We start from the raw sequence: 25,338 nt of genomic DNA on the forward strand, positions 1-25,338 counted from the left end.
ACGACCGTGGTGGCGACCGTGGCGGCTTCCGCCGTGACGACCGTCCCTCCGGTGGCTTCCGTCGCGACGACCGCCCCTCGGGCGGCTTCAACCGTGACGACCGCGGTGACCGTGGCGGCTTCCGCCGCGACGACCGTCCCTCCGGCGGCAACGGCTCCTTCGGCGGCCGCCGTGACGACAAGCCCCGCTGGAAGCGCAACGGCTGAGGCCTGAGCCCCATCTGACGCGGAATCGGCCCCCACAGCACCTCGGTGCGGTGGGGGCCGAGCCCATTTCCGGCCGCTTTCACCCCACCCGCACCCCCTGGCGGGAAACCGCCGGGGCCACACCCGGCGATACCCGATCGGCCAGCAGCCCCTCTGCGGCTATGCTCTGGGGTGAGCACATGGAGGGCCATTAGCTCAATTGGCAGAGCAGCGGACTTTTAATCCGTTGGTTGTCGGTTCGAGTCCGACATGGCCTACCTCCCGCAGGCGGGGGACGACCCCTCCGACCTGCTCCCGAGCGCCCCTCCGGTTACGACCGGAGGGGCGCTCGGTGCGTTCGGGGCCGTACGGGGCTCCTGGGACGGACGGGTCTGGCCGGAAGGTGACGGCCCGTCGGGGCGCGGCACGCCGGGGGAGTACCCCTTCGGTCCATCGGCGATGGGCCATCGCGCTGATTGGGCAGCGCGCCTGCCGCTGACCGTGGACATACCAGTCAGATCATGTGAAAGGAGGCTCAACTATGCGCTTCCCGGCCCATCTCTTCGGTTCCCCCCCAAGGAGCAACACGCATGAGTCCTGAGCAGAGGACCGCATCCCGTCTCGGCCCGCTCCCCCGGCAGGGCAGGTATCTCGCAGGCAGCGCGGTGGCGTCGCTGGCCGTCGTGGTGCTGGGTCTCGCCACCCCGGCGCTGGCGTACGGCGCCGCCGCGCCGTCGGCGTCGGCCGTCGTGTCCGGCGGCGACCGGTGCAAGGAGCACGGCCGCGACCACGACGACGACGGCGACGGAGACCGCGCCGCGGCGGCCCGTAAGGCGGCGGGCGGCGGCGGCCACGACGACGACTGCAAGCGGGGGCCGCGCGGCCCGCGGGGCCCGAAGGGACCGAAGGGCGACACGGGGCCGAAGGGCGACACGGGGCCGACCGGGCCTACGGGGGCCACCGGTGCGACGGGTGCGACCGGCGCCACGGGTGCCACGGGTGCGACCGGTGCGACGGGAGCCACCGGTGCGACGGGCGCGACGGGTGCGACCGGGGCCACGGGTGCGACAGGTGCTACTGGGGCGACCGGTGCCACGGGTGCGACCGGTGCCAACGGGTGCGGCTTCGGCGTCGACTCCATCCTGTCGAACAACACGGAGGAGTTCGCCGTCGTCCTCTACAACGGCGTCGCCTACGGCGGGCACCGGGACGACCCGCAGACCGGCCCCTACAAGTTCGAGAACCTCACGAACCCCGCGCAGAACCCCGGGTACCCGGACCCTTCCATCGTCTGCGGCGCCACCATCTCGTCCCTCGGCCAGGTGACGAACTTCAAGGTGCTGACCACGACCGGGTACCTGTACGAACTCCAGTGCGCATCCAACGGGACGACCCTGAACTGCGGCTCCACGGCGCCCATGGACCAGCGCCCCTGGACGCAGGTCGCCCTCCAGTTCATCCCCAGCGGGCCGTTCCTGGCCGGCGAGGGCGCGGCGCCCGCGCGCCCCGGCTTCGCGGGAGCGGACAAGGGGCTCTCGAAGAGCGCCAAGCGGTCCTGACCCGTCCGGAACCCCGCTGATCGTGCCCGCGCCCGGGATCGTCCGGGTGCGGGCACGGGCTTGTTTTAAGGCTCTGACCTGCGGTGATGTCCGCCAGGAGGGGTTGGGGCGGGTTAATTGGCGAGAGCCGTCCCCCGGATGCCGTAGAGTTGTGTTCACCGACGCGGGGTGGAGCAGCTCGGTAGCTCGCTGGGCTCATAACCCAGAGGTCGCAGGTTCAAATCCTGTCCCCGCTACTAAAGGCCAAGGCCCGGATCCCATGGATCCGGGCCTTCGTCGTATCCGACGTCACCCGACCGGGCCGGTCCGGTCGCCGGGCGGGGCCGGGGCCGCCAGCCTGGAGGGGCGGGGCTTCCGGGCGGCAGGAGAGCGGCGTGGGGCTGGGCCGGCAGGGCGACGGTGGGAGCGGGGACGGTGCCGCCCGGCGGGTGGTGCGGATCCTGCCGTTCCTGCTGATCCTCCTCGGGCTGGTCTTCGACCTGCTGACCCCGCCCAGCTTCACCGGCTCCCCCTTCTTCACCGCCGCCCCGCTGATCGCGGCCCCGCTGTTCAGCCTCGGGGCGACCGCGCTGACCGGGATCGCCGCGTCGGCGGCCGTCGTGGGGCTGCACTTCTACAACGGGACCAGCTGGCGGGCGGAGGCGCTGACCGAGCTGGTGACCGTGCTGACCGTCTCCGGGCTGGCCCTGCTGATCAACCGGGTGGTCCGGCGCAGCGTCGAGCGGCTCGCGTCGGCGCGCGGGATCGCCGAGGCCGCCCAGCGGGCCGTGCTGCCGACCCCGGCCGAGCGGATCGGGGGGCTGCACGTCGCCGCCCGGTACGAGGCCGCGCAGGCCGACGCGTTCATCGGCGGTGACCTGTACGCCGTCCAGGACACCCCGTACGGGGTCCGGCTCGCGGTGGGCGACGTACGGGGCAAGGGGCTGGGGGCGGTGGAGGCCGTCGCGGTGGTGCTGGGGGCCTTCCGGGAGGCCGCCGAGACCGAGCCGACCCTGGAGGGGCTCGCGGGGCGGCTGGAGCGGGCGCTGGCCCGTGAGGGGATCCGGCGCGAGGGCCTGGACGCGGAGGAGGGGTTCACCACCTGCGTGCTCGGGGAGATCCCGGCCGGTGCCGGGCTGCTGCGGCTGGTCAACCGGGGTCACCCCGAGCCGCTGCTGCTCTACCCCGACGGGGGCCTGACCGTCCTGGCCCCGGCCGAGCCCGCGCTGCCGCTGGGCCTGGGCGAACTGGCGCGGGGCCGGCCCGACAGGGCCGGGGAGTGGCCGTTCCCGGCGGGCAGCACCCTGCTCCTGTTCACGGACGGGCTGACCGAGGCCCGGGACCGGGCGGGGGCCTTCTACGACCCGGCCGTCCGGCTGCGGGGACGGGTCTTCCCCGGGCCGGACGAGGTGCTGAGCGCGCTCAGCAGCGACGTGCGCCGTCACACCGGCGGCGGGGCGACCGACGACATGGCCCTGCTGGCGGTGGGACGGGCGGGGGAGGGGCAGCCGGAGCGCAGGAGGACCGTCCCGGTGGTGCCCCGGGAGGACGAGCCCGGTGACCGTGCGTAGTGCGTGAAGCGCTCTGCGCAAGATGGTTGACGGTCAGTCATTCGGCCACTGTGGCTGGAGTGATGAGGGAAGCGGTGCCCTTTTGCCCTGATTGTCGCGGTGTATTGGGGTATGCGGCGGCCAAAGTTGTTCGGGGGGTGGCCGATTGGGATTAACGATCATTCGCGTCAGCTTGGAATCACTCCCCTGCGTCTATTACCGTTTGATAACGCAGCGCGGTCGTCCAGCCGTCGACTTCGACGGCACCCGTGTGCGTTCTCGCCCTTGAGGAGTGTGCCCGGTGGCCTCCAACTCGCCTGCCCCTGAAGGCATCGAAGTCCAGGGGACGCCCACCGCCGGCGCCTGGGGCGAGTGGAATCCCACGGAGGACTCCGCCCGTCCGCTCCGCGGCAAGCACCGGGTCCTCAAGCAGCGCGGCGGACTCGCCCGCAGCTCGACCGTGCTCGGGGTCGGCGTGATCGCGGCGGTCGGCGCGGGCGGCATCGCCACCGCGCAGGACCGGCCCCAGGTCGCCATATCCGTGCCCTCGATCCCCGACCTGCTGGGCGGCGGCGACCACTCGGCCGCGGCCGCCGCGCACGCCGAGTCGGTGAGCGTTCCCCGGCAGGCCGACGGACAGCAGGACGTCCGGACCCAGGGGCACCCCGACGCGGGCGAGGCGCTGCGCCACCGCATCCTCCAGCAGGCCGAGTCCCAGCAGGACGCCGCCGAGGCCCAGGCCAAGGCGGAGGCCGAGCGGGTCGCCCGCGAGGGCGCCGCGCAGGAGGCCCGCGGCCAGAAGGAGGCGGCCGACAAGGAGGCCGAGGCGGTCCGCGTCGCGGCCGAGAAGGCCGCCGCCGAGAAGGCGGCCGCGGACGAGGCCGCCAAGCAGTCCGAGACCAAGGGCGCGGCGGACACGGGCTCGGGCGGCGGTTCGTCCTCCGTGAAGTCCTCGGGCGGCTGGTCCCTGCCGACCTCCTCCTACACCCTGACCTCGCACTACGGGGACGCCGGCTCCATGTGGTCCTCCGGCCACCACACCGGCCTCGACTTCGCGGCGCCCACCGGGACCCCGGTCAAGGCCGTCGGCGGCGGGACGGTCGTCTCGGCCGGCTGGTCGGGGGCCTACGGCTACCGGATCGTGCTCCGGCTCGCCGACGGCACCGAGGTCTGGTACTGCCACCTGTCCTCGATGTCCGTCACCTCCGGCTCGGTCGGCGCGGGCGAGACCATCGGCCGGGTCGGCGCGACCGGCAACGTCACCGGCGCCCATCTGCACCTGGAGGTCCGCAAGGGCGGATCGACGGTCGACCCGCTGTCCTGGCTGACCGCCCGGGGCCTGGACGTCTGAGCCCTCCGCCGGATCATCCCGGGGCGGCCGAGAGTTCCGCCCGCCTCGGGGCCGGTACGGCGAGCGGCACGGCCTGCCGGGCGTGGCGCGGCAGGCTTCCGGCGGCCAGGGCGGAGCGCGGGGGCAGCAGCTCCTCCAGTACGGCCGCCCGGGCCAGGGCGGGCCCGGCCGTCGCCCGCCGCAGCCAGAGCCGGTGCAGCAACTCCCGTTCCCGCGCGGCGAACCGGGGGTCCCCGTCCGGGCCCGCCTGCCGGGCCCGGCGGCGCAGCAGGGCCAGGGCGGCGGCGTCGGCCGTGTACCGCGACACCGCGCGGGCGGCGGGCCGGCCCCCGGTGGTGCGGGCCAGGGCCCGTGCCAGGGAGCGGGCCGGCATCGAGGCCAGCGCGGGCACTTCCGCCGGGTTGATCCAGCCCGCGGCGGCGTACACCGACAGTTCGGCGGCCACGGTGCGCAGCCGCGTGCGCCGCATCCGCACCGCCAGCCACAGCAGCAGCCCGAACACCGGGACCATCACGCAGCAGTAGACCCAGTAGAACCCGTACTCCCCGATGTGGGACGAGCCGTTCCACAGCGCGTGCGCGGCCATGGCGAGGGCGAGGCCCAGCAGCGGCAGCCCGGTCCGGCGGGCGCGGCGGGAGCCGGCCGCGGCCAGGCCGAAGCCGAGACCGGTCAGCACGGTGAACAGCGGGTGCGCGAACGGGGAGAGCACGACGCGGACGAAGAAGGTCGCCGCCGTCACCGAGTCCAGCGCGCCGGTGCCCTTGGCCAGGTCCTCCTCGAAGGCGTTGCCCAGGTAGAGGACGTTCTCGGTGAAGGCGAAGCCGGTCGCGGTGAACCCGGCGAACACGAAACCGTCGGCGGCGCCGGCGCACGGCGGTCTTCGGAAGACGAACACCGCGAACAGGGCGGCCGCCTTGGCGCACTCCTCCACGACCGGGGCGACCGCCACCGAGCCGAGCAGGTCGGCCGCGGAGGGGTCGGCGGCCTCGGCCATCCACTCCGTGGCGAAGCTGTTGGCCAGTATCGCGATCAGCGCCGCGGTGCAGGCCCCCCAGGCGAAGCAGAACAGCGGCAGCCGCCAGGGGCCGGGAGCCGCCCGGCCCAGCCACCGGAACGCCGCCATCAGCGGCGGAACCGGCAACAGGGCCAGGCCCAGGCCTACGAGGAAACCGGCCGTGCCCGTCTGTTCCCGCACGAGTTCGAGGATGGCCACCCCGGTCGCGCCGAACAGGACGACGAGCACGCACGCGCGGGCCGTGCCCGACGGGCGTGCTCGCACACGGGAGAGCGCTCGGAGCACATGATGACCCTACCGAGCCGCTCGGACACTCGGAGTGACGTTTATCGGTTCTTGGGCCCCGCGTTGGGTTCTGTGCGAGTGAAGAGCAGGTCGTGTACGAGGTGGCCCTTGTCGAGGCCCTGGCCCTCGAAGCGGGTGAGCGGGCGGAACTCCGGGCGCGGGGCGTAACCGCCGTCGGCCTGGGTGTTCTCGAACCCGGGGTGCGCGGTGAGCACTTCGAGCATCTGCTCGGCGTACGGCTCCCAGTCGGTCGCGCAGTGCAGCAGCGCGCCGGGCGCCAGACGGGTGGCGGCCAGGTCGAGGAACTCCGGCTGGATCAGCCGCCGCTTGTGGTGGCGGGCCTTGGGCCACGGGTCCGGGAAGTACACGCGCATCCCCGCGAGGGAGGCGGGCGGGAGCATCTCGCGGAGCAGGATGATCGCGTCGCCGTTGGCCACGCGGACGTTGGTCATCCCGCCGCGCTCGGCGAGGGCGAGGAGGTTGCCCTGGCCGGGGGTGTGCACGTCGGCGGCGAGGATGCCGGTGCCGGGGTCGGCGGCGGCCATCTGGGCGGTGGCCTCGCCCATGCCGAAGCCGATCTCCAGGACCACGGGGAGGCCGTCGAAGAGGCGCTCCAGGTCGATGACCTCGCGGCCGTCGATGTCCAGGCCCCAGGTGCCCCACAGCCGCTTGAGCGCCTCGCCCTGGCCGGTGGTGACCCGGCTGCGGCGCGGCTGGAAGCTGCGGATCCGGCGCTCGTGGTGCGAGCCGGCGGGGTCGGGCGCGGGGCCGTCCGGGAACCGGGGCTCGGTCCGCCACTTGGGCGGCACGTACCCGCTCTCTTCCGTCGGTGCGGCTGCCTCCGGCGCGGCGTCGGGGAGGCTGGGCTGGGGGTTCAGGGACTCAGACACAATGCGCCGATTCTACGTCGGGGGCCTTGCCCGGGCCGGGCGGCACCCCGGCCCCGGCCGGCGGGGCGGCGGGGTCCCGCGTCAGGAGGAACGCAGGGCGCGCAGGGCGCGGGCGGCGATCTCGCGGCCGATGGGGAGGGACGCCGTCGCCGCCGGGGAGGGGGCGTTCAGGACGTGCACCGTGCGCGGGGCCTCGCGGATGAGGAAGTCGTCCACGAGCGTCCCGTCCCGCAGGACGGCCTGTGCCCGGACGCCCGCCGCGGCGGGGGTGAGGTCCGCCTCGGTGACGGCGGGCAGCAGGCGGCGTACGGCCTCGGTGAAGGCCGCCTTCGACAGCGAGCGGTGGATCTCGCCGGCCCCGTACCGCCAGTGCCGCGCGGCCATCTTCCAGGCTCCCGGCCAGGCCAGCTCCGTGCCGAGGTCGCGCGGCCGGACCGTGCGCCAGCGGTAGCCCTCGCGGGCCAGCGCCGGCACGGCGTTCGGTCCGACGTGGACCCCGCCGCCGATGCCCCGCGTCAGATGCACCCCGAGGAAGGGGAACGCCGGGTCGGGGACGGGGTAGACCAGCCCGCGCACCAGCGAGGGGCGGGCCAGGTCGTGGTACTCGCCCCGGAAGGGGATGATCCGCATGCCCGGGTCGTCCCCGGCGAGGCGGGCGATCCGGTCGCACTGGAGGCCCGCGCAGTTCACCAGCGCCCGGGCCCGGACCACCCGTCCCGAGGTGGTGCGCACCGCGACCGCGGACGGGCGGCGGGAGATCAGGTCCACCTCGGCGCCGTAGACGATCTCCGCCCCGGAGGACTCGGCGAGCTGCGCGGCCACCCGGCCGTAGTCCACGATCCCGGTGGTGCCGACGTGGATCGCGGCCAGGCCGCTGATCTCCGGCTCGTACTCGGCGATCTGGGCGGGCCCCAGCTCGCGCACCGGGATGCCGTTCTCCCGGCCGCGCTGGACGAGGGAGTGCAGCCGGGGCAGCTCGGAGCGGTGGGTGGCGACGATCAGCTTGCCGGTCACCTCGTGCGGAATGCCGTGTTCCGCGCAGAACTTCACCATCTCGGCGGCCCCGCGCACCGCGAAGCGCGCCTTGAGGGAGCCGGGGCGGTAGTAGATGCCGCTGTGGATCACCCCGCTGTTGCGGCCCGTCTGGTGCCGGGCGGGCCCGGACTCCTTCTCCAGCACGGTCACACGGGTCCCGGGAGCCAGGGTCGACAGGGCGTGCGCCGTCGACAGGCCGACGATCCCGCCACCGATCACCAGCACATCGCAGTCCACGCCGCCGCCCACGCTGACACCTCCCACCCCTGCATCTTGCACCCCGCCACCGACAATAGGGGCTACGCGGGAGTCACCAGCAGCGGGCGGGCCCGTTCGCGCAGCTCCGCGACGCGCGGCTCGTCCCCGTACGGCTCCAGGCGGTGCAGCAGGTCCCGTACGTACTCGGTGGTGCGGGCCGAGGAGATGCGGCCCGCGACCTCCACGGCCCGGGTGCCGGCGGCGCAGGCCGCGTCGAGGTTGCCGGACTCCAGCTCGGCGACCGCGCTCACCACCAGGCGCAGGCCGTGCGAGCGCACGTACTCCTCGGTGGGGCGCGACAGGGCCTGCTCGGTGAAGCGGCGGACCTGCCGGGGGAGTTTGAGGTCCCGGTAGCATTCCGCGGCATCCGCCGCGAAACGGTCGTACGAGTAGAAACCCAGCCAGGTCGGGTCGGAATCCCCCTCGCGGGAGCGCTCCAGCCAGCCCTCGGCGGCCCGCAGCGCCGAACCGGCCGCCGCCGAGTCCCCCGCCTTCGCGTGCGCCCGGGCCTCCACGAGGCGGAAGAAGCTCATGGTGCGTGCGGTGGCCAGGCCCCGGTTGCGTTCGACGGCGGCCTGGGCGAGGTCCACGCCCTCGTCCGGGAAGTCCCGGTAGGTGGCCTGGAGGGACATCGAGGCCAGGACGTACCCGCCGAGCGGGACGTCGGCGGCCGCGCGGGCCAGCCGCAGCGCCTGGATGTAGTACCGCTGGGCGGCCTCCTGCTGGCCCGTGTCGAAGGCCATCCACCCGGCCAGCCGGGTCAGCTCCGCGGTGGCGCCGAAGAGGGCGCGGCCCACCTCGTCCGTGTAGGAGCCGAGCAGCAGCGGCGCCGCGTCCACCCGCAGGCACTCGGGGACCATCGAGGAACGCCAGTCCCCGCCGCCGTACTTGGAGTCCCAGCGGCGCGCGTCCTCCGCCGCCTCGCGCAGCTTGGCCACGTCGCTGTGGCCCACGCGCTGCGGGGACACGTCCGGGAGCACGGCGGCCGGGGCGGCGGTTTCGCCTCCGGGGCGGGCGGGCACAACGCCCTGCGCGGGGGTTTCGGCGGTGCGCCGGGGCGCGGCGGGGGCGGAGGCGGCGCGCGACGGGGCCGCCGTACGCACACCACCGGCCGCCGGGGCGCCGCCGCCCGCAGGGGCGACCGTGCCGGGGAGGCCGGTCGGGTCCGGTTCGCCGGCGGGGCCCGGTTCGCGGGCCACCGAGCTGTCCGCGGGCGATATCAGCCACCGCGAGGCCGGCGTCGCGTACGCCGACACCGAGAAGGAACCGGCGAGCGACTGCCAGATCCCGCCACCGCCGCGCCGCCCCGCCAGGTCCAGCCGGTAGAGGTCGGTCGCCGACCGCACGGCCGCGCCGACGTCGCGCGGGAAGCCCAGTCCGACCTCGGGCGCCGGGTCGGCGTCCGCCAGCCCGATCTCGTGCAGCGGCACCGGCCGCCCCAGCTTCGCGCCGATCGCGGCGGCGATCAGGTGCGGGGCGGCGCCCTGCGGCACCATCCCCTTCGACACCCACCGCGCGACCGAGGTCTTGTCGTACCGGAGCGTCAGGCCGCGCTGCGCTCCCAGGTCGTTGACCCGCCGGGCCAGTCCCGCGTTGCTGATGCCCGCCAGGGCGAGGACGGCGCCGAGCTTCTCGTTGGGCTCGCGGAGCTCCCTGGACATGCGCCACCCCTCGTCACACGCGGAACGCAGACGCCGCCGGGGCATAGGCGCCCGGCATTTCGTAAACCCAGCGTAGTTCCCCGCCTCCCAAGCGTTAAGGCCCCTACTTCCGTATGGCGGGATTGTTGTCCGTATGCACAGTCCGCCCCTGCCCGTTCCCCGGGGGCGCACGCCTCGGACCGTGCTCCGGCCGTGTGGCCGTGCGCCCGGCCGTGCGCTCTGGCCGCACCCCCGGCCCGGCGATTCGATGTGCCGTGCGTGGGTCGGCCCGCCGCTCGGATGCGGCAGGCCGGGGGATGCCGCTGCCTCAATCCCCGCGGGTGGCGGAACGGTCCGGGGGGCGCGATCAGGCCTCCCGGACCGCGCCCCGCGGGCGACGGCCGCTCCTCTCGCGAGGGCCCGTACAGGCCCTCAGTACGGCCGAAGAATGGCCGAAACCGACCTATGGGGCGGTGGGAACGGAACGCCAAATACCGTGTGGCCGAGGCGTGTTCGTTTACATGTGCGCCCCCCGAAGCCGCTCTCGCACGCCCGCTTCGTGGCAGCATGGACCCCGAGCCACCGGGGCCCCGCCGGCCGTGCCCTCGGCGCCGACCACGCCGTCCGTGCCGCCCGCCGTCGCCCCGGTCATGTGCCCACGGGCTGGGGGAGGCGGCGGTGCGCTGGTTGGTCGGGTGGAGCAGTATCGCCGCGAGCTTCGGGACGGCCGGACGCGTCCCGCCACCGGCCGCCGGGACCGCGTACGACGCCCCCCCGCACGGCGGCATCGCCGACGCCGCCCACGCCGACGACCCCGCGGGCCAGGACGCCGAGCGCACCGTCCACCCCGTCGGCGCCCAGCTCCTGTGGGGCGACCCCGACCCCCTCTGGGCCGTCGGCGACTGGCGCCCCGACGAGATCCGCACCGTCACCGCGGACCCCGCCGACCCCTTCACCCGGCTCGCCGTCCTCGGCTGCTGCGGCGCCGGCGACGAGGAACTCCGCCGCGCCCTCTACGCCGCCCGCGGCGGAGCCCTGCGCCACCTCACCGAGTGGCCCGGCAGCTACACCGCCGTCGTCCAGACCGGCCGCCGCATCACCGTCCTCGGCGACCTCGCCGGGGCCCGGCCCGTCTTCTACACCCCCTGGGCCGGCGGCACCGCGTACGCCACCGCCGCCCTCCCCCTCGCCGACCTCATCGAGGCCCAGCTCGACGTCGGCCACCTCGCCGCCCTCCTCGCCTGCCCCGACAGCCCCGAGGCCCTGGGCGACGGCACACCGTACGCCGGGGTCCGGCGCATCCCGCCCGGCCACACCCTGATCCTGCGCGAGGGCTCCCGCGAGATCACCGGCTACGAACCCGTCGCCTCCCTCGCCGTCGCCGCCCCCGAGGCCGACCCGGAGGGGGCGGTCGAAGGCGTGCGGGAAGCGTTGACGGCCGCGGTGCGCGCCCGGCTCACGGCACCCCGGCATGCTCCCGAGACCCTCCTCCCCGACCCCGGCCCCGTGCCCGGAATGGGCCCCGCCGACCGCCGCGCGGCCCGCGGCGCCCCCGCGCCCGGCGTCGGCGCCGACCTCTCCGGCGGCACCGCCTCCGCCACCCTCGCCCTCCTCGCCGCCGGACTCCCCGGCGCCCCGGGCACCCTCCCCGGCTCCGGCTCCCGCCTCCTCGCCGTCACCTTCAACGACCTCGCCACCCCGCGCGGCCGCGAAGGCGAACTCGAACGCGCCCACGCCCTCGCCGCCGACCCCCGCCTCCACCACGTCGTCGTGGCCGCCGCCGACGAAGCCCTCCCGTACGCCGACCTCGACGGCCCCCTCACCGACGAACCCGGCCCCTGCCTCGTCACCGCCGCCCGCGACCGCCGCCGCCTCGCCGCCGGCTCCGCCGACCACTTCACCGGACACGGCGCCCGCCAGGTCCTCGACGCCCACCCCGCCCGCATGGCCGACCTCCTCCTCGACCGCAGGCGCCGCCACCTGCTGCGCCCCGTCGCGGCCCTCGCCCGCTCCGCCGCCGAAGGACCCCTGCTCGTCCCGTTCTCCGTCTACTCGGCCGCCCGCCGCCTCGCCCGTACGCCGTACCGCGCGGGCATCGAGGCCGCCGCGGCCCGGCTGCGCGAGGGCGGTGCCGTCCCCGCCGTCTCCGGGCCGGTCGACGCCTCACTGGCCGCCCTCACCTGGTCCCGCCCCGGCCCGGCCGCCGGCTGGCTCACCGGGGAGGCACTGGCGGAAGTATCGATCCGCCTGCGCGCCGCCGCCGGACGCCCCCCGCTCTCGCTGCGGCCCGGCGAGGCCCGCGCCCGCGCCCTGCTCGCCCGCCACGCCGCCGACCACCGGGTCTTCGAACAGGCCGTCGAGGTCCGCAGCCAGCGCCTGCACGCCCCCTTCCTCGACAACCAGGTCGTCCGGGCCGCGCGCGCCCTGCCGGAGTCCCTGCGGGTGCAGCCCGGGGCCCGCGCCGAGATCCTGCGCAGCGTCCTGGCCTCCGCCGGGGTACGGGAACTCCCGCCCGGCTGGGGCGTCACCGCCCCCGGCCCCAACGAGACCGCCGGCCGCCTCGGCGTGCGCGCCGCCCTCACCTCCCTGCTCGCCCTGTTCAACGCGCCGCTGCTGGCCGACGCCGGGCTGGTCGACGCCCGCGTGGTGCGCCAGGCCCTGACCGACGCCGCCGACGGGCGGCCCGTACCGCTCGACGGGCTGGCGGAACTCGTCTCGATGGAACTGTGGCTCCGCCGCCTGCTGTCCCGCCGCGGCACCTGCTGGACGGGCACCTCGACCCCCCGCCGCCGAGCCGTCCCACCCCTCCCGACCCCCCTGCCCCGCCTGACGGGAGTCCCGTCGGGGCCCCTCCCACTGCGGTAGGCCACGGACAGCCCCGCCAGGGGGCACCTCCCAGCGGTAGCTGGGGGAGTTTGAGGCGCGGGGGTCCGGGGCGCAGCCCCGGGGAACGGGCGAAGGGCGGGGCGGGGAGAAAACCCCCCGCGCCCCGGCGCAGCCACACGGCAGAATGACCCGGTGCGGTACCTCATCCTCGGCACCACCGAGGCACGTGACGAGAAGACCGGCGCCCCCCTCACCCCCGGCGGCGCCCGCCTGCGCGCGCTCCTCGCCGCCCTCGCCCTGCGCGCCGGCTCCCCGGCCCCCGCCCCCGTCACCGACCTGGTCGACGAGGTCTGGGGCGACGACCCGCCCCAGGACGCCCCCGCCGCCCTCCAGGCCCTCGTCGCCCGCCTGCGCCGCACCCTCGGCTCCCGCGAAAGCGTCCACACCGACCCCGCCGGCGGCTACCGCCTCGCCGCCGCCCCCGAGGACGTCGACCTCCACCGGTTCACCCGGCTGGCCGCCCTCGGCGCCGAGCAGCTGGCCACCGACCCCGCCACCGCCGCCGGCACCCTCCGCGAGGCCCTCGCCCTCTGGCGCGGCCCCGCCCTCGCCGACCTCGCCGAACCCGCCCGCACCGGCCACGCCGCCGCCCCCGAGGCCCGCCGCGCCGCCGCCCTCCGCGACCGCGTCGAGGCCGACCTGCGCAGCGGCGCCACCGCCCCGGCCGCACTCCTCCCGGAGATCGAGGCACTGATCCGCGAGCACCCGTACGACGAAGCCCTGCGCGCCCTCCAACTGCGCGCCCTGCGCTCCGCCGACCGCCCCGCCGACGCCCTCGCCGCCTACGAACGCACCCGCCACGACCTCGCCGAAGGACTCGGCACCGACCCCGGCCCCGAGCTGCGCGCCCTGCACGCCGAACTCCTCCGGCCCCCGCCACCGCCACCGCCCGCGCAGCCCCGCGGCAACCTCCGCCCCCGCCTGACCTCCTTCGTCGGCCGCGAACCCGAACTCGCCGCCCTCGCCGACGACCTGGCCCGCGTCCGCCTCGTCACCCTCACCGGCCCCGGCGGCTCCGGCAAGACCCGCCTCGCCGAGCACGCGGCCGCAGCCCAGCCCGAATCCGGCTGGCTCGTCGAACTCGCCCGCCTCGACCACCCCGCCGCCGTGCCCGGAGCCGTCCTCAGCGCCCTCGGCCTGCGCGAGAACAGCCTCGTCGCCCGCGAGAAGACCCCCGCCGACGACGACCCCACCACCCTCCTCGTCGAACACTGCGCGCACCGCCGGCTGCTCCTCGTCCTCGACAACTGCGAGCACGTCATCGGCGCCGCCGCCGAACTCGCCGAGCGGCTGCTCACCCACTGCCCCGGCGTCCGCGTCCTCGCCACCAGCCGCGAACCCCTAGGCGTCCCCGGCGAGTTCCTGCGCCCCGTCGAACCCCTCCCGCCCGAGCCCGCGCACCGGCTCTTCACCGAACGCGCCGCAGCCGCCCGCCCCGGCTTCCGCGCCGACGAGGACCCGGCCGCCGTCGCCGAGATCTGCGACCGCCTCGACGGACTGCCCCTCGCCATCGAACTGGCCGCGGCCCGCCTGCGCCTCCTCACCCCGCGCCAGATCGCCGACCGCCTCGACGACCGCTTCCGCCTCCTGACCGGCGGCGCCCGCACCCTCCTGCCGCGCCAGCAGACCCTGCGCGCCGTCGTCGACTGGTCCTGGGACCTCCTCGACACCGCCGAACGCACCGTCCTCGCCCGGATGTCCGTCTTCGCCGGCGGCTGCGACCTCGACGCCGCCGAAGCCGTCTGCGGCGGCCCGGGCGCCGACGCCGCCGCCACCCTCGGCTCCCTCGTCGACAAGTCCCTCGTCACGGCCGTCCCCGACCCCGACGGCATGCGCTACCGGATGCTGGAGACCATCCGCGAGTACGCCGCCGAGCGCCTCGCCGCCACCCCCGACGACGCCCGGGCCACCGCCCGCCGCCACACCGCGCACTACCTGGCCTTCGCCGAGCGCACCGAACCCCTGCTGCGCTCCGCCGGGCAGCTCCCCTGGATCCGGCGCGTCGAGACCGAGCTCGACAACCTCCGCTCCGCCCTGCACGCCGCCACCGCCGCGGACCCCGACCTGGAGACCGCCCAGCGGCTCGTGACCGCCCTCTCCTGGTTCCTGTGGCTGCGCGACTACCGCGCCGAGGGCGCCGAATGGGCCGGCCGGGTCCTCGCCGCCACCCCCGCCGACGCCCCCGAGGGCTCGCCCGCGTACTGGCGTCACATGCGCCTCCAGGTCCTCCACACGTTCCTGCTCACCGAGAGCAAGGGCGTCTCCGGTTTCCGCACGCCCGAGTTCGCCGCCGTCGCCACCCGCATCAGGGAGGCCTTCCGCGAGGGCTCCCCGGAGACCACCCGGTTCCCGGGCATGCTCTGGCCCGCGACCTCCTTCCTCACCGGCCACGTGGAGGACTTCCACCCCGACATCTCCCGCTCCGTGGAGAACTGCCGCCGCCACGCCGGAGACTGGGAACTCGGCGTCACCCTGCTGATGCGCGCCCACACCGCCATCGACATGACCGGAGGCCTCGGCGCGGTCGACGCGGACCTCGCCGAACTCCACGAGATCGCCCGCCGCTGCGGGGACCGCTGGATCAGCGCCCAGGTCGCCAGCGCCGCCGGGGAGGCCGCCCTCTCCCGGGGCCAGTACGACACCGCCCGCACCGAGTACGAGGAGTGCCTGCGCCTGGCCCGCGAGGTCGGCGCGCAGATCGAGGCGCCCCTGGCCCTCGCCCGCATCGCCGAGGCGGCCTACTGCACCGGGGACTACGACACCGCCGAACGGATCCTCGCCGAAGCCGACCGCGAGGCCGACCAGTATGGCGGTGTGTACGACATGAGCTCCTTCGCCCGGCTCCTGTCGGCGATGCTCGCCCTGCGGCGCGGGGACACGGAGCGGGCCCGCACCGAGTGCGCCCGCGCCCGTGCCGACGCCGCGCAGATCAACCCGCCCCCGCAGCTCTCGGCGGGGCTGGACGTCATCGAGGCCGCCCTCACGGCCCGCGCCGAGGGCCCCCAGGCGGGTCTGGACCGGATCGGGCCCGCCCTGGCGGAGGCGGTGGCCGCCCACTGCGCCGAACGCGTCCTGGCCTCCCTCGCCGAGGCGGCCGCCCTGTTCCTGTCCGGGGCCGGCCATCCGGCCGCGAGCGTACGGGTCCTCGCGGCGGCCACCGCCTGGCGCGCGGAACACCCCCGCTCGGTGCCGGAGGAGGCCGTCCTGGAGGGCCTCCCGGACCGCAACCTCGCCGCCCTCGGCGCGGCCGCCCACGCCGAGGCGCAGGCGCGGGGCCGCGGCCTGACCCCGGCCGAGGCGGCCGCCGAGGTGGCCCGGCACACCGCGCTCAGCGGCAGCTGATCACCGCGTCGGCCCAGCTCGCCAGCGTCGGCAGGCTCCCCTGCCCGGCCTGCTCCACCACCAGCCGCAGCGTCGAACGCCCGGCGAGCGGCACCTGGACGGCCGCCGGGGCGTCCCCGTACCCCAGCGCGTCCGAACGCCACAGCCGCTGCCCGTCGGCGTAGACGGAGAACCGCACCGTCCCGTCGGTCAGCAGCGACAGCCCGTCCACCCCGGCCCGAGCCGAGAAGGAGGAGCACTGCCGGTTGAGGGTGATCTCCACCGAGGAACGGGAGTTGACGGTGATCCCCTGCCCGAACCGCTGCCCCCCGGCCACCAGCCCCCACCGCTGCCACACCCAGCTGCTGCGCCAGGTCTCCAGCTCGGGACCGGTGTGCCCGCCCAGCGCCGCGTGGTCGAGCCGGGCCAGCGGGAAGGCCTGCGCGGGCTGCGGCGACGGCGAGGGCTTCGGCCGGGACGGCGAGGGCGACGGCTTCGGGGGAGGGGACGGGGACGGGGACGGGGACGCCGGCGCGGGCCGGGACGCCGACGGCGACGCGGGCCGCGGCGCGGGCACGGACGGCGCCGCACCGCGCGCCGGCGGTACGGGACCACCCGCCGCCGGCTCCGGGCCGGCGGGCGGGGTCGACCCGGGCAGCGCGGGCGCGGGCGCCCTGGGCACCACCGGCGCCGCCGCGCTGGGCGCGGGCCTGGCCTCCGGCTCGGGCTCGTCCCCGGTCAGGGCGAACACCACCCCGGCGGCCGCCGCGACCGCTATCCCGGCCGCGATGGCGGCCTTCGCGGGCAGCCCCAGCCCCTCCGAGACCACCGCCCCGCCGGTCCCCCCGGCCGCACCGGCCCCGCTCCCGGCCGCACCCGCGGCCCCGGCGGCACCACTCGCCCCGGCAGCCCCGGCGGCACCACCCGCCCCGGCGGCAGACGAGCCGCCCACCGCCGCCGCGGCGGCCCCCGCGCCCCCGGCGGCGACCACCCCTCCGGCCACCACACCGGCCGCCTTCGCGGCGTACCCGGCGGCGAACCACCCGATGACCGCGACCGGCAGCAGCGCGGGGATCCCCGCGTTCACGTCCTTGAGCTCACCGGCGGCCAGCCGGCACTGGGCGCACTCCTCCAGGTGCTTGCGCAGCCCCCGCTCCGCCCGCATCCGCAGCCCGCCCCGGGCGAAGGCGCCCAGCCGGTCCGCGTACCGGGCGCAGTCCCCGCCCGCACTGAGCGCGGAGCTCACGTGCGCCTGGAGGTAGGCCTGCTTGAGGCCCTCCCGGGCCCGGGAGGCCAGCACCGCCGTCGCGTTGGCGCTCAGTCCGAACAGCGGGGCGATCGCGCTCGGCGAGGCCTCCTCGACCGTGGTGTGCCACAGCACGGCCTGCCACCGCTCCGGCAGGCTCCGGAAGGCCTGCATCGCGAGGGACCGCTCGGCCTCGTGCATCGCCCGGACGTCCGCGCCCAGTTCCAGGGTGTCGTCGCCGGACAGCCCGCCCAGCGCTCCGCCGCTCTCCGCACCCGAGGCCGCCTGCTCCGCGAACACCGCGAAGTCCTCGACCAGATGCTCCCGCCGGGCCGTCTTCGTCCAGGCCGCCGCCACCCGGCGGACGGTGGTCAGCAGATAGGCCCGCACCGACTGGTCCGGCCCCGCACCGCCGCGCACCGCCTGGAGCGTCCGCGCGAACACCTCGGCGGTCAGGTCGTCGGCGGTGTGCGCGTCCCGGCAGCAGGTCCGCGCGTAGCGCCGTACGGCCTCGGCGTGCCGGCGGAACAGCTCCTCGTACGCGCCGTCGTCACCCCCGCGCATCCGGGCGACCAGCTCCGCGTCGGACGGCGGCAGTCCGCCGTCGCCCGCCCCGGAGGGAGCCGCGTGCCGCCGGCGTCCGGGTTCGCGCTGGGCCGGGACCTGCCGGGCGGGCAGGCCGCCGGCCGATGCCCCGTCACCCACGCCGCCGGCGCCGCCGGAAGGCTCGTCCCGTCCGTCAACGCTCATCGCGGAAGCCCCCGCACGACACCCTCAGACCGGTCCACCGATCCAGCGTGTCACACGGCACGGCCGCCCCGGCCCGCCTTCCGCACCGTCCACCCGTCCGGGGAGGATCCGGCGAACCGCCGGACCGCCCCTCACCCCTTCGAGTGACCGCGCGCTCCGGGCGGCCCGTTGACGGCCCGGCCGCGAAGCCCGCACGCGGCGTCCGCCCCGCGGCCGGCCGGCCCGGCCCCGTCCACCCGGCCCCCACCCCTGCAGGGACCGGGGGACCGGCTCAGGCGGTACGGGAACGCAGGCCCTCCAGCAGGATGTCCAGCAGCCGCGCCGAAGCGGCGGCCTGCTGAGCCGGGTCCGGCAGCGCCGGCGCGGCGGTCGCGATCACCAGCAGCACATCGGCCACCGTGACGTCGGCCCGCAGTTCGCCGGCCTCCCGCGCCCGCTCCACCAGCCGGCCGACGACCTCCAGCAGCGCACCCGCGCCCGCGTCCTCCGACGGCTCGTCCTCGACCGGGGTCCGCGCGCCCACGACGCGCAGCTCCGGCGCCCCGCCCGCGACGGCCTGCCGCTGGTGCGGAACGCGCGCGGCGCCCCCCTCCTCGGCGGCCTCGTCCTCGGCCGAGCCGACCCGCAGCACCTGCGGCGGCAGCAGCCGGCCCGCGCCCGAGGCCACGGAGGTGCGCAGGAAGCGCGACAGCGCCTGCCACGGCTCCTCCTCCTGGCCCAGAGCGGACTTCGCCTGCTCCGTCAGCCGGGCGGTCTCCTCCTCGGCTATGCGCCGGACCAGCACGTCCTTGCTGGGGAACCGCCGGTAGACGGTCCCGACGCCGACCCGCGCGCGGCGCGCCACGTCCTCCATCGGGGCCCCGTAGCCGAGCTCCCCGAAGACCTCGCGAGCGGCCCGCAGGACGTGCTCGAGGTTGCGCTGCGCGTCGACGCGCAGCGGCGTCGAACGGCCCGTGCCGTGGGTGGTCGTGCCCGCGATCACGCGGCCGCCGCTCTCTGCGGACAGAGCGGTGGCAGAACCATGGAAATCGGAAATATGCATATGTATCCCCCGGTAATCATTTGTCTCCCCCCGGAGACACTCCCCGCCTTCGTGTCGAGGGGGGCCACGGTCATGAGGGCCCTGGTCCTACTCCTCGACGAGATACGAACATAGTTGAGCCAGAGTCAATTCAGAAGAGGGAGCTCCCGACGGAGCGCCGCCCGATCGGAGCATTCACCCCCATTTTTCCGCCGCAAGCCTCCGGAATGACCCACTCCGCCCGACTTGACCTGCGGATATCTCACACGACCCGGCCTCCCCCGCGGCCCCGCCCCGCCCATCCCACCGGTCACACAATGTGCCGGGCCTGTGGACAAACTCCCGGCCACGTTGCGTCATGGGATGGTGAAGGCTGCTAACTCGCGGGGCGACGCCCCCGGTACCCCGCCCCGCACGCGCATCCTCGTCATCGGCGGCGGATACGTCGGCATGTACACCGCCCTGGGCCTCCAGCGGAAGCTCAGATCCGGCGAAGCCGAGGTCACGGTGGTCACCCCCGAGCCCTACATGACCTACCAGCCCTTCCTCCCGGAAGCCGCCGCCGGCGCGATCTCACCCCGCCACGTCGTCATCCCCCTGCGCCGCGTCCTCGACCGCTGCCGCATCGTCATCGGCCAGGCCCAGCGCATCGACCACGCCAAACGGACCGCCACCGTCACCACCCTCGCCACCCCCGACGAGGGCACCGGCGACCTGCAGATCGAATACGACGAACTCGTCCTCGCCCCCGGCTCCGTCTCCCGCACCCTCCCCGTCCCCGGCCTCGCCGACTACGGCATCGGCTTCAAGACCGTGGAAGAGGCCATCGGCCTGCGCAACCACGTCATCGAACAGATGGACATCGCCTCCTCCACCCGCGACCCCGCCATCCGCGACGCCGCCCTCACCTTCGTCTTCGTCGGCGGCGGATTCGCCGGCGTCGAGGCACTCGGCGAACTGGAGGACATGGCCCGCTACGCGGCCCGGTACTACCACAACATCAAGCCCGAGGACATGAAATGGGTGCTGGTCGAGGCCAGCGACCGGATCCTCCCCGAGGTCGGCCCCGAAATGGGCAAGTACACCGTCCGCGAACTGCGCCGCCGGGGCATCGACGTCCGCCTCGAAACCCGCCTCGAATCCTGCGAGAACCGCGTCGCCGTCCTCAGCGACGGCGCCCGCTTCCCCACCCGCACCGTCGTCTGGACCGCCGGCGTCAAACCCCACCCCGTCCTCGCCGCCACCGACCTCCCCAGGAACGAACGCGGCCGCCTGCGCTGCACCTCCTTCCTCACCGTCGAAGGCGTCGAACACGCCTGGTCCGCGGGCGACGCCGCCGCCGTACCCGACATCACCGCCGAGACCCCCGGCACCGAATGCGCCCCCAACGCCCAGCACGCCGTCCGCCAGGCCGCACAGCTCGCGAACAACCTCATCGCCGCCCTCCGCGACGAGGCCCTCACCGAATACGCCCACAAATACGCCGGCTCCGTCGCCTCCCTCGGCCTCCACAAGGGCGTCGCCCACGTCTATGGACGCAAGCTCAAGGGCTACCCCGCCTGGTTCATGCACCGCACCTACCACCTCAGCCGCGTCCCCACCTTCAACCGCAAGATGCGCGTACTCGCCGAATGGACCCTCGCCGGCCTCTTCACCCGCGAGATCGTCTCCCTCGGATCCCTCGAACACCCCAGGGCAGAATTCGAACTCGCCGCCGGCGGACACCTCGGCCACCACCCCCCGCGGCCCGCACCCAACCCCCCGGGAGACACCGAGGGCTGACGTTGTCAGTGCCGTCCGCCACACTGGACGTGTGACCATAGGTGGGCTCACACCTGCACAGAGTGACGCCCCACGGAGTGACCAGCAGCAAGCGACCGACCACACGGGGCACCTCCCGGCACCACCGGGAGGAGGATCACCCCCGCGACCACTTGCGACACCACGAGGCTTGAACGCAGTGAACTTCACGCGCTGGAGCGCCCGCTTTCCAGGAACGCAGCGCCGCGCCGCCGCCCGGAACGAGCACGCCGCCGCCCAGGCCAAAAGGGGTGAAGGCTCCGTCCCGGCGGCCCGCGGCGCCGCCCACCCCCTCACGCCCCCCGACGGCGTCCCCGCAGAACCCACCGTCTCCGGAACCGGTACCGCCCCGCTCCCCGCCGCCCCTGCCCTCGACGAGCTCTCCGTACGGGAGGTCCTCGGCCTCCTCCCCGCCCTCGTCGCCCTCGTCCACGGCCCCGAGCACCGCGTCGCCTACGTCAACGACGCCTACACCGCCGGCTTCGGCCCCCGCCCCACCGGCGCACCCGCGAGCGCCGCCCTCCCCGAACTCGGCGAGCTCGGCCTCCTCCCGCTCCTCGACCAGGTCCAGCGCAGCGGCAAACCCCGCACCGCCAAGAACCGCCAGGCCCCCGGAGGCGGCAGCTCCTACACCGTCACCTGCACCCCCGTACAGCTCCCCAAGGCCGGCACCGACGACAGCCCCGACCCCCACCACACCGGGATCCTGGTCCACCTCGCCGACGTCACCGACCACGCCGAAGCCGTCGACCGCCTCCGCGCCAGCGAACGCCGCCAGCGCGAAGCCGCCGTCACCCTCCAGCGCTCCCTCCTCCCCCAGGAACTGGAACAGCCCGACGATCTCCGCATCGCCGCCACCTACCAGCCCGGCGGCACCGAAGCCGCCGTCGGCGGCGACTGGTACGACGTCATCACCCTCGGCGCCGGCCGCACCGCCCTCGTCATCGGCGACGTCATGGGCCGAGGCGTCCGCGCCGCCGCCGTCATGGGCCAGCTCCGTACGGCGGTCCGCGCCTACGCCCGCCTCGACCTCCCCCCGCACGAGGTCCTCCAGCTCCTCGACGGCCTCGCCGCCGAGATCGACGCCAGCCAGATCGCCACCTGCGTCTACGCCGTCCACGACCCCAACGAAGGCCTCCTCGCCTACGCCTCCGCCGGCCACCTCCCCATCCTCGTCCGCGACGAGGACGGCACCGTACGCCGCGCCGCCGACCCCACCGGCCCGCCCCTGGGCACCGGCGGCTGGCTCCACACCTCCGGCACCATCGCCCTCGGCCCCGGCTCCACCGCCGTCCTCTACACCGACGGCCTCGTCGAACGCAGGGGAGAGGACATCGACGAAGGCGTCTCCGCCCTCGAACGCGCCCTCGCCGGAGCCCAGGGCACCCCCGCGATCATCTGCGACCGCCTCATGCGCGCCCTCGGCGTCGACGCCGACCACGACGACGACGTCGCCGTCATGGTCCTCCAGCAGCCCGCCCGCACCGGAGCCGACGCCGAGCTCTTCCACAACGCCGCCCTCGAACTCCTCGGCGGCGTCGAGGCCGCCCCCCGCGCCCGCGCCTTCGCCCAGGGCGTCCTCACCTCCTGGCGCTTCCCCGTCGAGCTCTGCGACCTCGGCGTCCTCGCCGCCAGCGAACTCGTCGCGAACTCCCTCCAGCACGGCACCCCGCCCATGCGGCTGCGCCTGCGCCGCACCGACCGCCGCCTGATCGTCGAGGTCACCGACGGGGACGACCACCTCCCCCGCCGTCGCCGCGCCGAACCCGCCGACGAGACCGGCCGGGGCATCTCGATCATCGCCACCATCGCCTCCGCCTGGGGCTCCCGCCGCACCCCCGGCGGCGGCAAGGCCGTCTGGTGCGAATTCGCCCTCCCCGACAAATAGCCCGCGAAAAGCAGCCCGCGAAACGGCAGAGGCCCCGGTCCACCGGACCGGGGCCTCTCCCACACCTCTCACCCGCTTACGCGGCCACCCGCTCCGCCGCCTGCTCCACACCCTTGCCGGCCGCCGCCGGACCCTGCGCCACGACCCGGCCGCCCAGCAGCGACGGGTTGTCCTGCACCGGGGTCAGCTGCCTGCCGAGCCGCAGCGCCAGACCGGCGATCCCCAGCGAGACCAGCACGAAGATCCCGATGTACAGCATCGGAACGCCCGCACCCAGCGGCACGCCCAGCGGCCCCAGCGCCAGCGCCATCTGCTTGACCAGCGCGAACGCCGAGTTGTACTGCCCGACCGAACCCTCCGGAGCCAGGTCCGCCACCAGCGGCGCCAGCGTCGGCGACAGCATCGCCTCACCGATCCCGAACAGCGCGTACGTGCTCACGAACGCGGCGGCGGCCATCGTCGCGCTGCCGTGCCCCAGCCCCGAGAACCCGGCGATCAGCCACGCCACGGTCCAGATCAGCCCGACCAGCGCGATCACCCGCGACCGGCGGCGCTTCTCGACCAGCTTCAGCACCACGAACTGCGCCACGACGATCGCACCCGTGTTGGCGGCCAGCGCGAACCCGAGCGTGGACGGGGAGATCCCCGCCGCCTCCGTACCGAAGGCCGCCAGACCCGACTCGAACTGTCCGTAGCAGGCGAAGAAGAGCACGAAGCCCAGCAGACACAGCTGCACCATCGCCTTGTGGCGCAGCATCCGCTTCCAGCCGCCGCCGGCCGCCTGGGCCGGGTCCTTGGGCAGCGCGCCCTTGATGCCCGGCGCCTGCGGCATCCGCACCGTGGCGATCACCGCGGCCAGCACCAGGAACATCACGGCCTCGATGCCGAACAGCAGGGTGAAGCTCCCGGGCCGGGTCACGTCGACGATCTGGCCGCCGGCGAGCCCGCCGATGCCCAGCCCCAGGTTCTGCATGAAGAACTGCAGCGCGAACGACCGCGTCCGGGTGGACGGCGTCGAGCACCACACGATCATCGTGGCCAGCGCCGGCTGCATCACGGCCTGGCCGGCGCCGAGCGCCAGCGCGGACAGCAGGATCGGCACGACGCCGGTGGAGAGCCCGAGGGCGAGCGCACCCGCGGACGCGGCCACGGCCGCACCCATGACCACGGGCACCGGACCACGCCGGTCGATGACCCGGCCGGTGAAGGGCAGCGCGAGGAGAGCACCCAGGGCGAACGCCACGAAAGCACTCGTGGCGGCCATGGAGCCGAGCCCCCGCACCTGCGCCACATAGATGTAGAGGAACGGAACCGTGAAGCCGATGCCGAACGCCGTCAGCGCGTTCCCGGCCTGGATCCGCCGCATCGCGGCGCCCATCACCTTGGTCACTTCTCACCTGCCTGATAACTGAAGCCTGAAGACTTCATACCTAAAGTTCGATGCTTAACTCTACACATCGAAGGAGTTAGACGCCAACGGGTTCGTGGGATACTTCGGACCATGGCTGACACCCCCGACGGCGCCGCGCCCGTCCACGAGCCGAGCCTCGACGAGCAGATCGCCGTCTACCAGCGAGAGTTCCAGGACCTGGATCCCCAGGTGGAGAAGGTCGTCTCGGCCCTCAGCCGCCTGAACCGCCGGATGAACGTCGCGTACGGCCGCCAGACCGCGGCGCTCGGCATCAGCAACGCGGAGTGGGAGGTCCTCAAGGCCCTCGTCCTCTCGGGCGCCCCGTACCGGATGGGCCCGAGCGAGCTCGCGAAGCAGCTGGGCCTGACGCCGGCGGCGATGACGCACCGGATCGACCGCATGACGGCCGAGGGCCTGGTCACCCGGGAGCGGGACGAGTCCAACCGGGTCCGCGTGATCGTGGAGCTGACGGACGGCGGCCGGAGCAAGTGGCTGGACGCGATGCGCGCGGCGACGGTGTTCGAGGAGGAGCTCCTCCAGGACCTCTCCACCGCGGAGCGCGGGGTGCTGGGGGACATGCTCATCCGGGTCCTGGACCGCGTGGAGGACCTCCAGGCCCGGGCCTGACGAGCCCTGACCTCCCGGGTTGACACGCCCCTCGCGGATCCGTAAGGTTCTTCGAGTTGCCCCAGAGCCGGAAGGTTCTGAGGTCAACGAATCCGCCGCCTCGTTGCGGCAACCTCTACTCAGCACGATCTCCCACCGGGAACGAATTCGGCATGCCCGAATTAATTTCCGAAGGCCCGATTATCGGTTGCCGGGAAAATCCGCTAGAGTTCAGGAGTCGGAAGGGCCCAACAGCCCGGAAGACAAACCCCGCTGACTGGGAGTCAGGCCCGAAAGGATCTGATAGAGTCGGAAACGAAGAAAGAACGAAAGCCCGGAGGAAAGCCCGAGAGGGTGAGTACAAAGGAAGCGTCCGTTCCTTGAGAACTCAACAGCGTGCCAAAAATCAACGCCAGAAGTTGATACCCCGTCCACTTCGGTGGATGAGGTTCCTTTGAAAAAGACCTGTCGGGCCTTCGGGCACTGGCAGGCAACCAAACACAGCGAGGACGTTGTGGTCAGTCGGTCATATTCCGACCAAGACTGGCCCGCTCTTTCGTGGTGTTGACCGGATTACCGGTAAACATTCATGGAGAGTTTGATCCTGGCTCAGGACGAACGCTGGCGGCGTGCTTAACACATGCAAGTCGAACGATGAAGCC

16 protein-coding genes, 2 tRNA genes and 1 rRNA gene are annotated in these 25,338 nt (G+C 74.8%); 12 read left to right on the top strand and 7 right to left on the bottom strand.

Features of this window, described 5'->3' with window-relative positions:
- The 6 genes from AB0O29_RS09380 to AB0O29_RS09405 all read left to right on the top strand — a co-directional run.
- Positions 1 to 206: hypothetical protein (locus AB0O29_RS09380; RefSeq protein WP_365148563.1), on the top strand; the 206-nt coding region annotated here is incomplete at its 5' end.
- 184 nt (positions 207 to 390) lie between these two features.
- Positions 391 to 463: transfer RNA gene (locus AB0O29_RS09385), tRNA-Lys, on the top strand.
- 312 nt (positions 464 to 775) lie between these two features.
- Complete coding sequence (locus AB0O29_RS09390; RefSeq protein WP_365148566.1) at positions 776 to 1,744, top strand: hypothetical protein; 969 nt, start codon at positions 776 to 778, stop codon at positions 1,742 to 1,744.
- A 162-nt stretch (positions 1,745 to 1,906) separates the two neighbouring features.
- Positions 1,907 to 1,980: transfer RNA gene (locus AB0O29_RS09395), tRNA-Met, on the top strand.
- 144 nt (positions 1,981 to 2,124) lie between these two features.
- Positions 2,125 to 3,294, top strand: a complete 1,170-nt coding sequence (locus AB0O29_RS09400) for a PP2C family protein-serine/threonine phosphatase (protein ID WP_365148596.1) — start codon at positions 2,125 to 2,127, stop codon at positions 3,292 to 3,294.
- A gap of 310 nt (positions 3,295 to 3,604) precedes the next feature.
- A complete protein-coding gene (locus AB0O29_RS09405) occupies positions 3,605 to 4,624 on the top strand; it encodes a M23 family metallopeptidase (protein WP_365148599.1) in 1,020 nt (339 codons plus the stop codon).
- A 13-nt stretch (positions 4,625 to 4,637) separates the two neighbouring features.
- Here AB0O29_RS09405 and AB0O29_RS09410 read toward each other — a convergent pair whose 3' ends face one another.
- The 4 genes from AB0O29_RS09410 to AB0O29_RS09425 form a co-directional block, all read right to left on the bottom strand.
- Positions 4,638 to 5,867: a PrsW family intramembrane metalloprotease gene (locus tag AB0O29_RS09410; protein WP_365148602.1), complete on the bottom strand. Its 1,230-nt coding sequence runs from the start codon at positions 5,865 to 5,867 to the stop codon at positions 4,638 to 4,640.
- Positions 5,868 to 5,965: 98 nt separating this feature from the next.
- Positions 5,966 to 6,814 carry a tRNA (guanosine(46)-N7)-methyltransferase TrmB gene (gene trmB, locus AB0O29_RS09415; RefSeq protein ID WP_365148569.1) on the bottom strand — a complete coding sequence of 283 codons (849 nt, stop codon included), beginning with the start codon at positions 6,812 to 6,814 and terminating at the stop codon, positions 5,966 to 5,968.
- 81 nt (positions 6,815 to 6,895) lie between these two features.
- A complete protein-coding gene (lhgO, locus tag AB0O29_RS09420; RefSeq protein WP_365148572.1) occupies positions 6,896 to 8,128 on the bottom strand; it encodes an L-2-hydroxyglutarate oxidase in 1,233 nt (410 codons plus the stop codon).
- 20 nt (positions 8,129 to 8,148) lie between these two features.
- Entirely contained in the window at positions 8,149 to 9,768 is a 1,620-nt protein-coding gene (locus tag AB0O29_RS09425) for a sporulation protein (protein WP_365148575.1), read from the bottom strand.
- A gap of 657 nt (positions 9,769 to 10,425) precedes the next feature.
- Here AB0O29_RS09425 and AB0O29_RS09430 point away from each other — a divergent pair.
- A complete protein-coding gene (locus AB0O29_RS09430; protein WP_365148578.1) occupies positions 10,426 to 12,612 on the top strand; it encodes an asparagine synthase-related protein in 2,187 nt (728 codons plus the stop codon).
- 153 nt (positions 12,613 to 12,765) lie between these two features.
- Complete coding sequence (locus AB0O29_RS09435) at positions 12,766 to 15,975, top strand: BTAD domain-containing putative transcriptional regulator (protein ID WP_365148581.1); 3,210 nt, start codon at positions 12,766 to 12,768, stop codon at positions 15,973 to 15,975.
- Here AB0O29_RS09435 and AB0O29_RS09440 read toward each other — a convergent pair.
- Positions 15,962 to 17,950, bottom strand: a complete 1,989-nt coding sequence (locus AB0O29_RS09440; protein ID WP_365148584.1) for a sigma-70 family RNA polymerase sigma factor — start codon at positions 17,948 to 17,950, stop codon at positions 15,962 to 15,964. The genes AB0O29_RS09435 and AB0O29_RS09440 overlap by 14 nt on opposite strands.
- Before the next feature lie 271 nt (positions 17,951 to 18,221).
- Positions 18,222 to 18,992: a helix-turn-helix domain-containing protein gene (locus AB0O29_RS09445; RefSeq protein WP_365148587.1), complete on the bottom strand. Its 771-nt coding sequence runs from the start codon at positions 18,990 to 18,992 to the stop codon at positions 18,222 to 18,224.
- A 342-nt stretch (positions 18,993 to 19,334) separates the two neighbouring features.
- Between AB0O29_RS09445 and AB0O29_RS09450 the strand changes: the two genes are divergently transcribed.
- On the top strand, positions 19,335 to 20,753 hold the full coding sequence (locus tag AB0O29_RS09450) for an NAD(P)/FAD-dependent oxidoreductase (protein ID WP_365148590.1): 1,419 nt from the start codon (positions 19,335 to 19,337) through the stop codon (positions 20,751 to 20,753).
- Positions 20,754 to 20,931: 178 nt separating this feature from the next.
- On the top strand, positions 20,932 to 22,659 hold the full coding sequence (locus tag AB0O29_RS09455) for an ATP-binding SpoIIE family protein phosphatase (protein ID WP_365148605.1): 1,728 nt from the start codon (positions 20,932 to 20,934) through the stop codon (positions 22,657 to 22,659).
- 76 nt (positions 22,660 to 22,735) lie between these two features.
- On the opposite strand, the gene AB0O29_RS09460 is transcribed toward AB0O29_RS09455, so the two are convergent.
- The gene (locus AB0O29_RS09460; RefSeq protein ID WP_365148608.1) at positions 22,736 to 24,037 is read right to left on the bottom strand and encodes an MFS transporter; all 1,302 of its coding nucleotides are present in this window, start codon (positions 24,035 to 24,037) and stop codon (positions 22,736 to 22,738) included.
- Positions 24,038 to 24,160: 123 nt separating this feature from the next.
- On the opposite strand from AB0O29_RS09460, the gene AB0O29_RS09465 reads away from it, so the two are divergent.
- Positions 24,161 to 24,697, top strand: coding sequence for a MarR family transcriptional regulator (locus AB0O29_RS09465; protein ID WP_365148593.1), 537 nt, complete (start codon positions 24,161 to 24,163; stop codon positions 24,695 to 24,697).
- Positions 24,698 to 25,262: 565 nt separating this feature from the next.
- A 16S ribosomal RNA gene (locus AB0O29_RS09470) occupies positions 25,263 to 25,338 on the top strand; the annotation flags it as partial.

This window comes from Streptomyces sp. NPDC089915 (assembly GCF_040684675.1).
Taxonomy (GTDB): Bacteria; Actinomycetota; Actinomycetes; order Streptomycetales; family Streptomycetaceae; genus Streptomyces.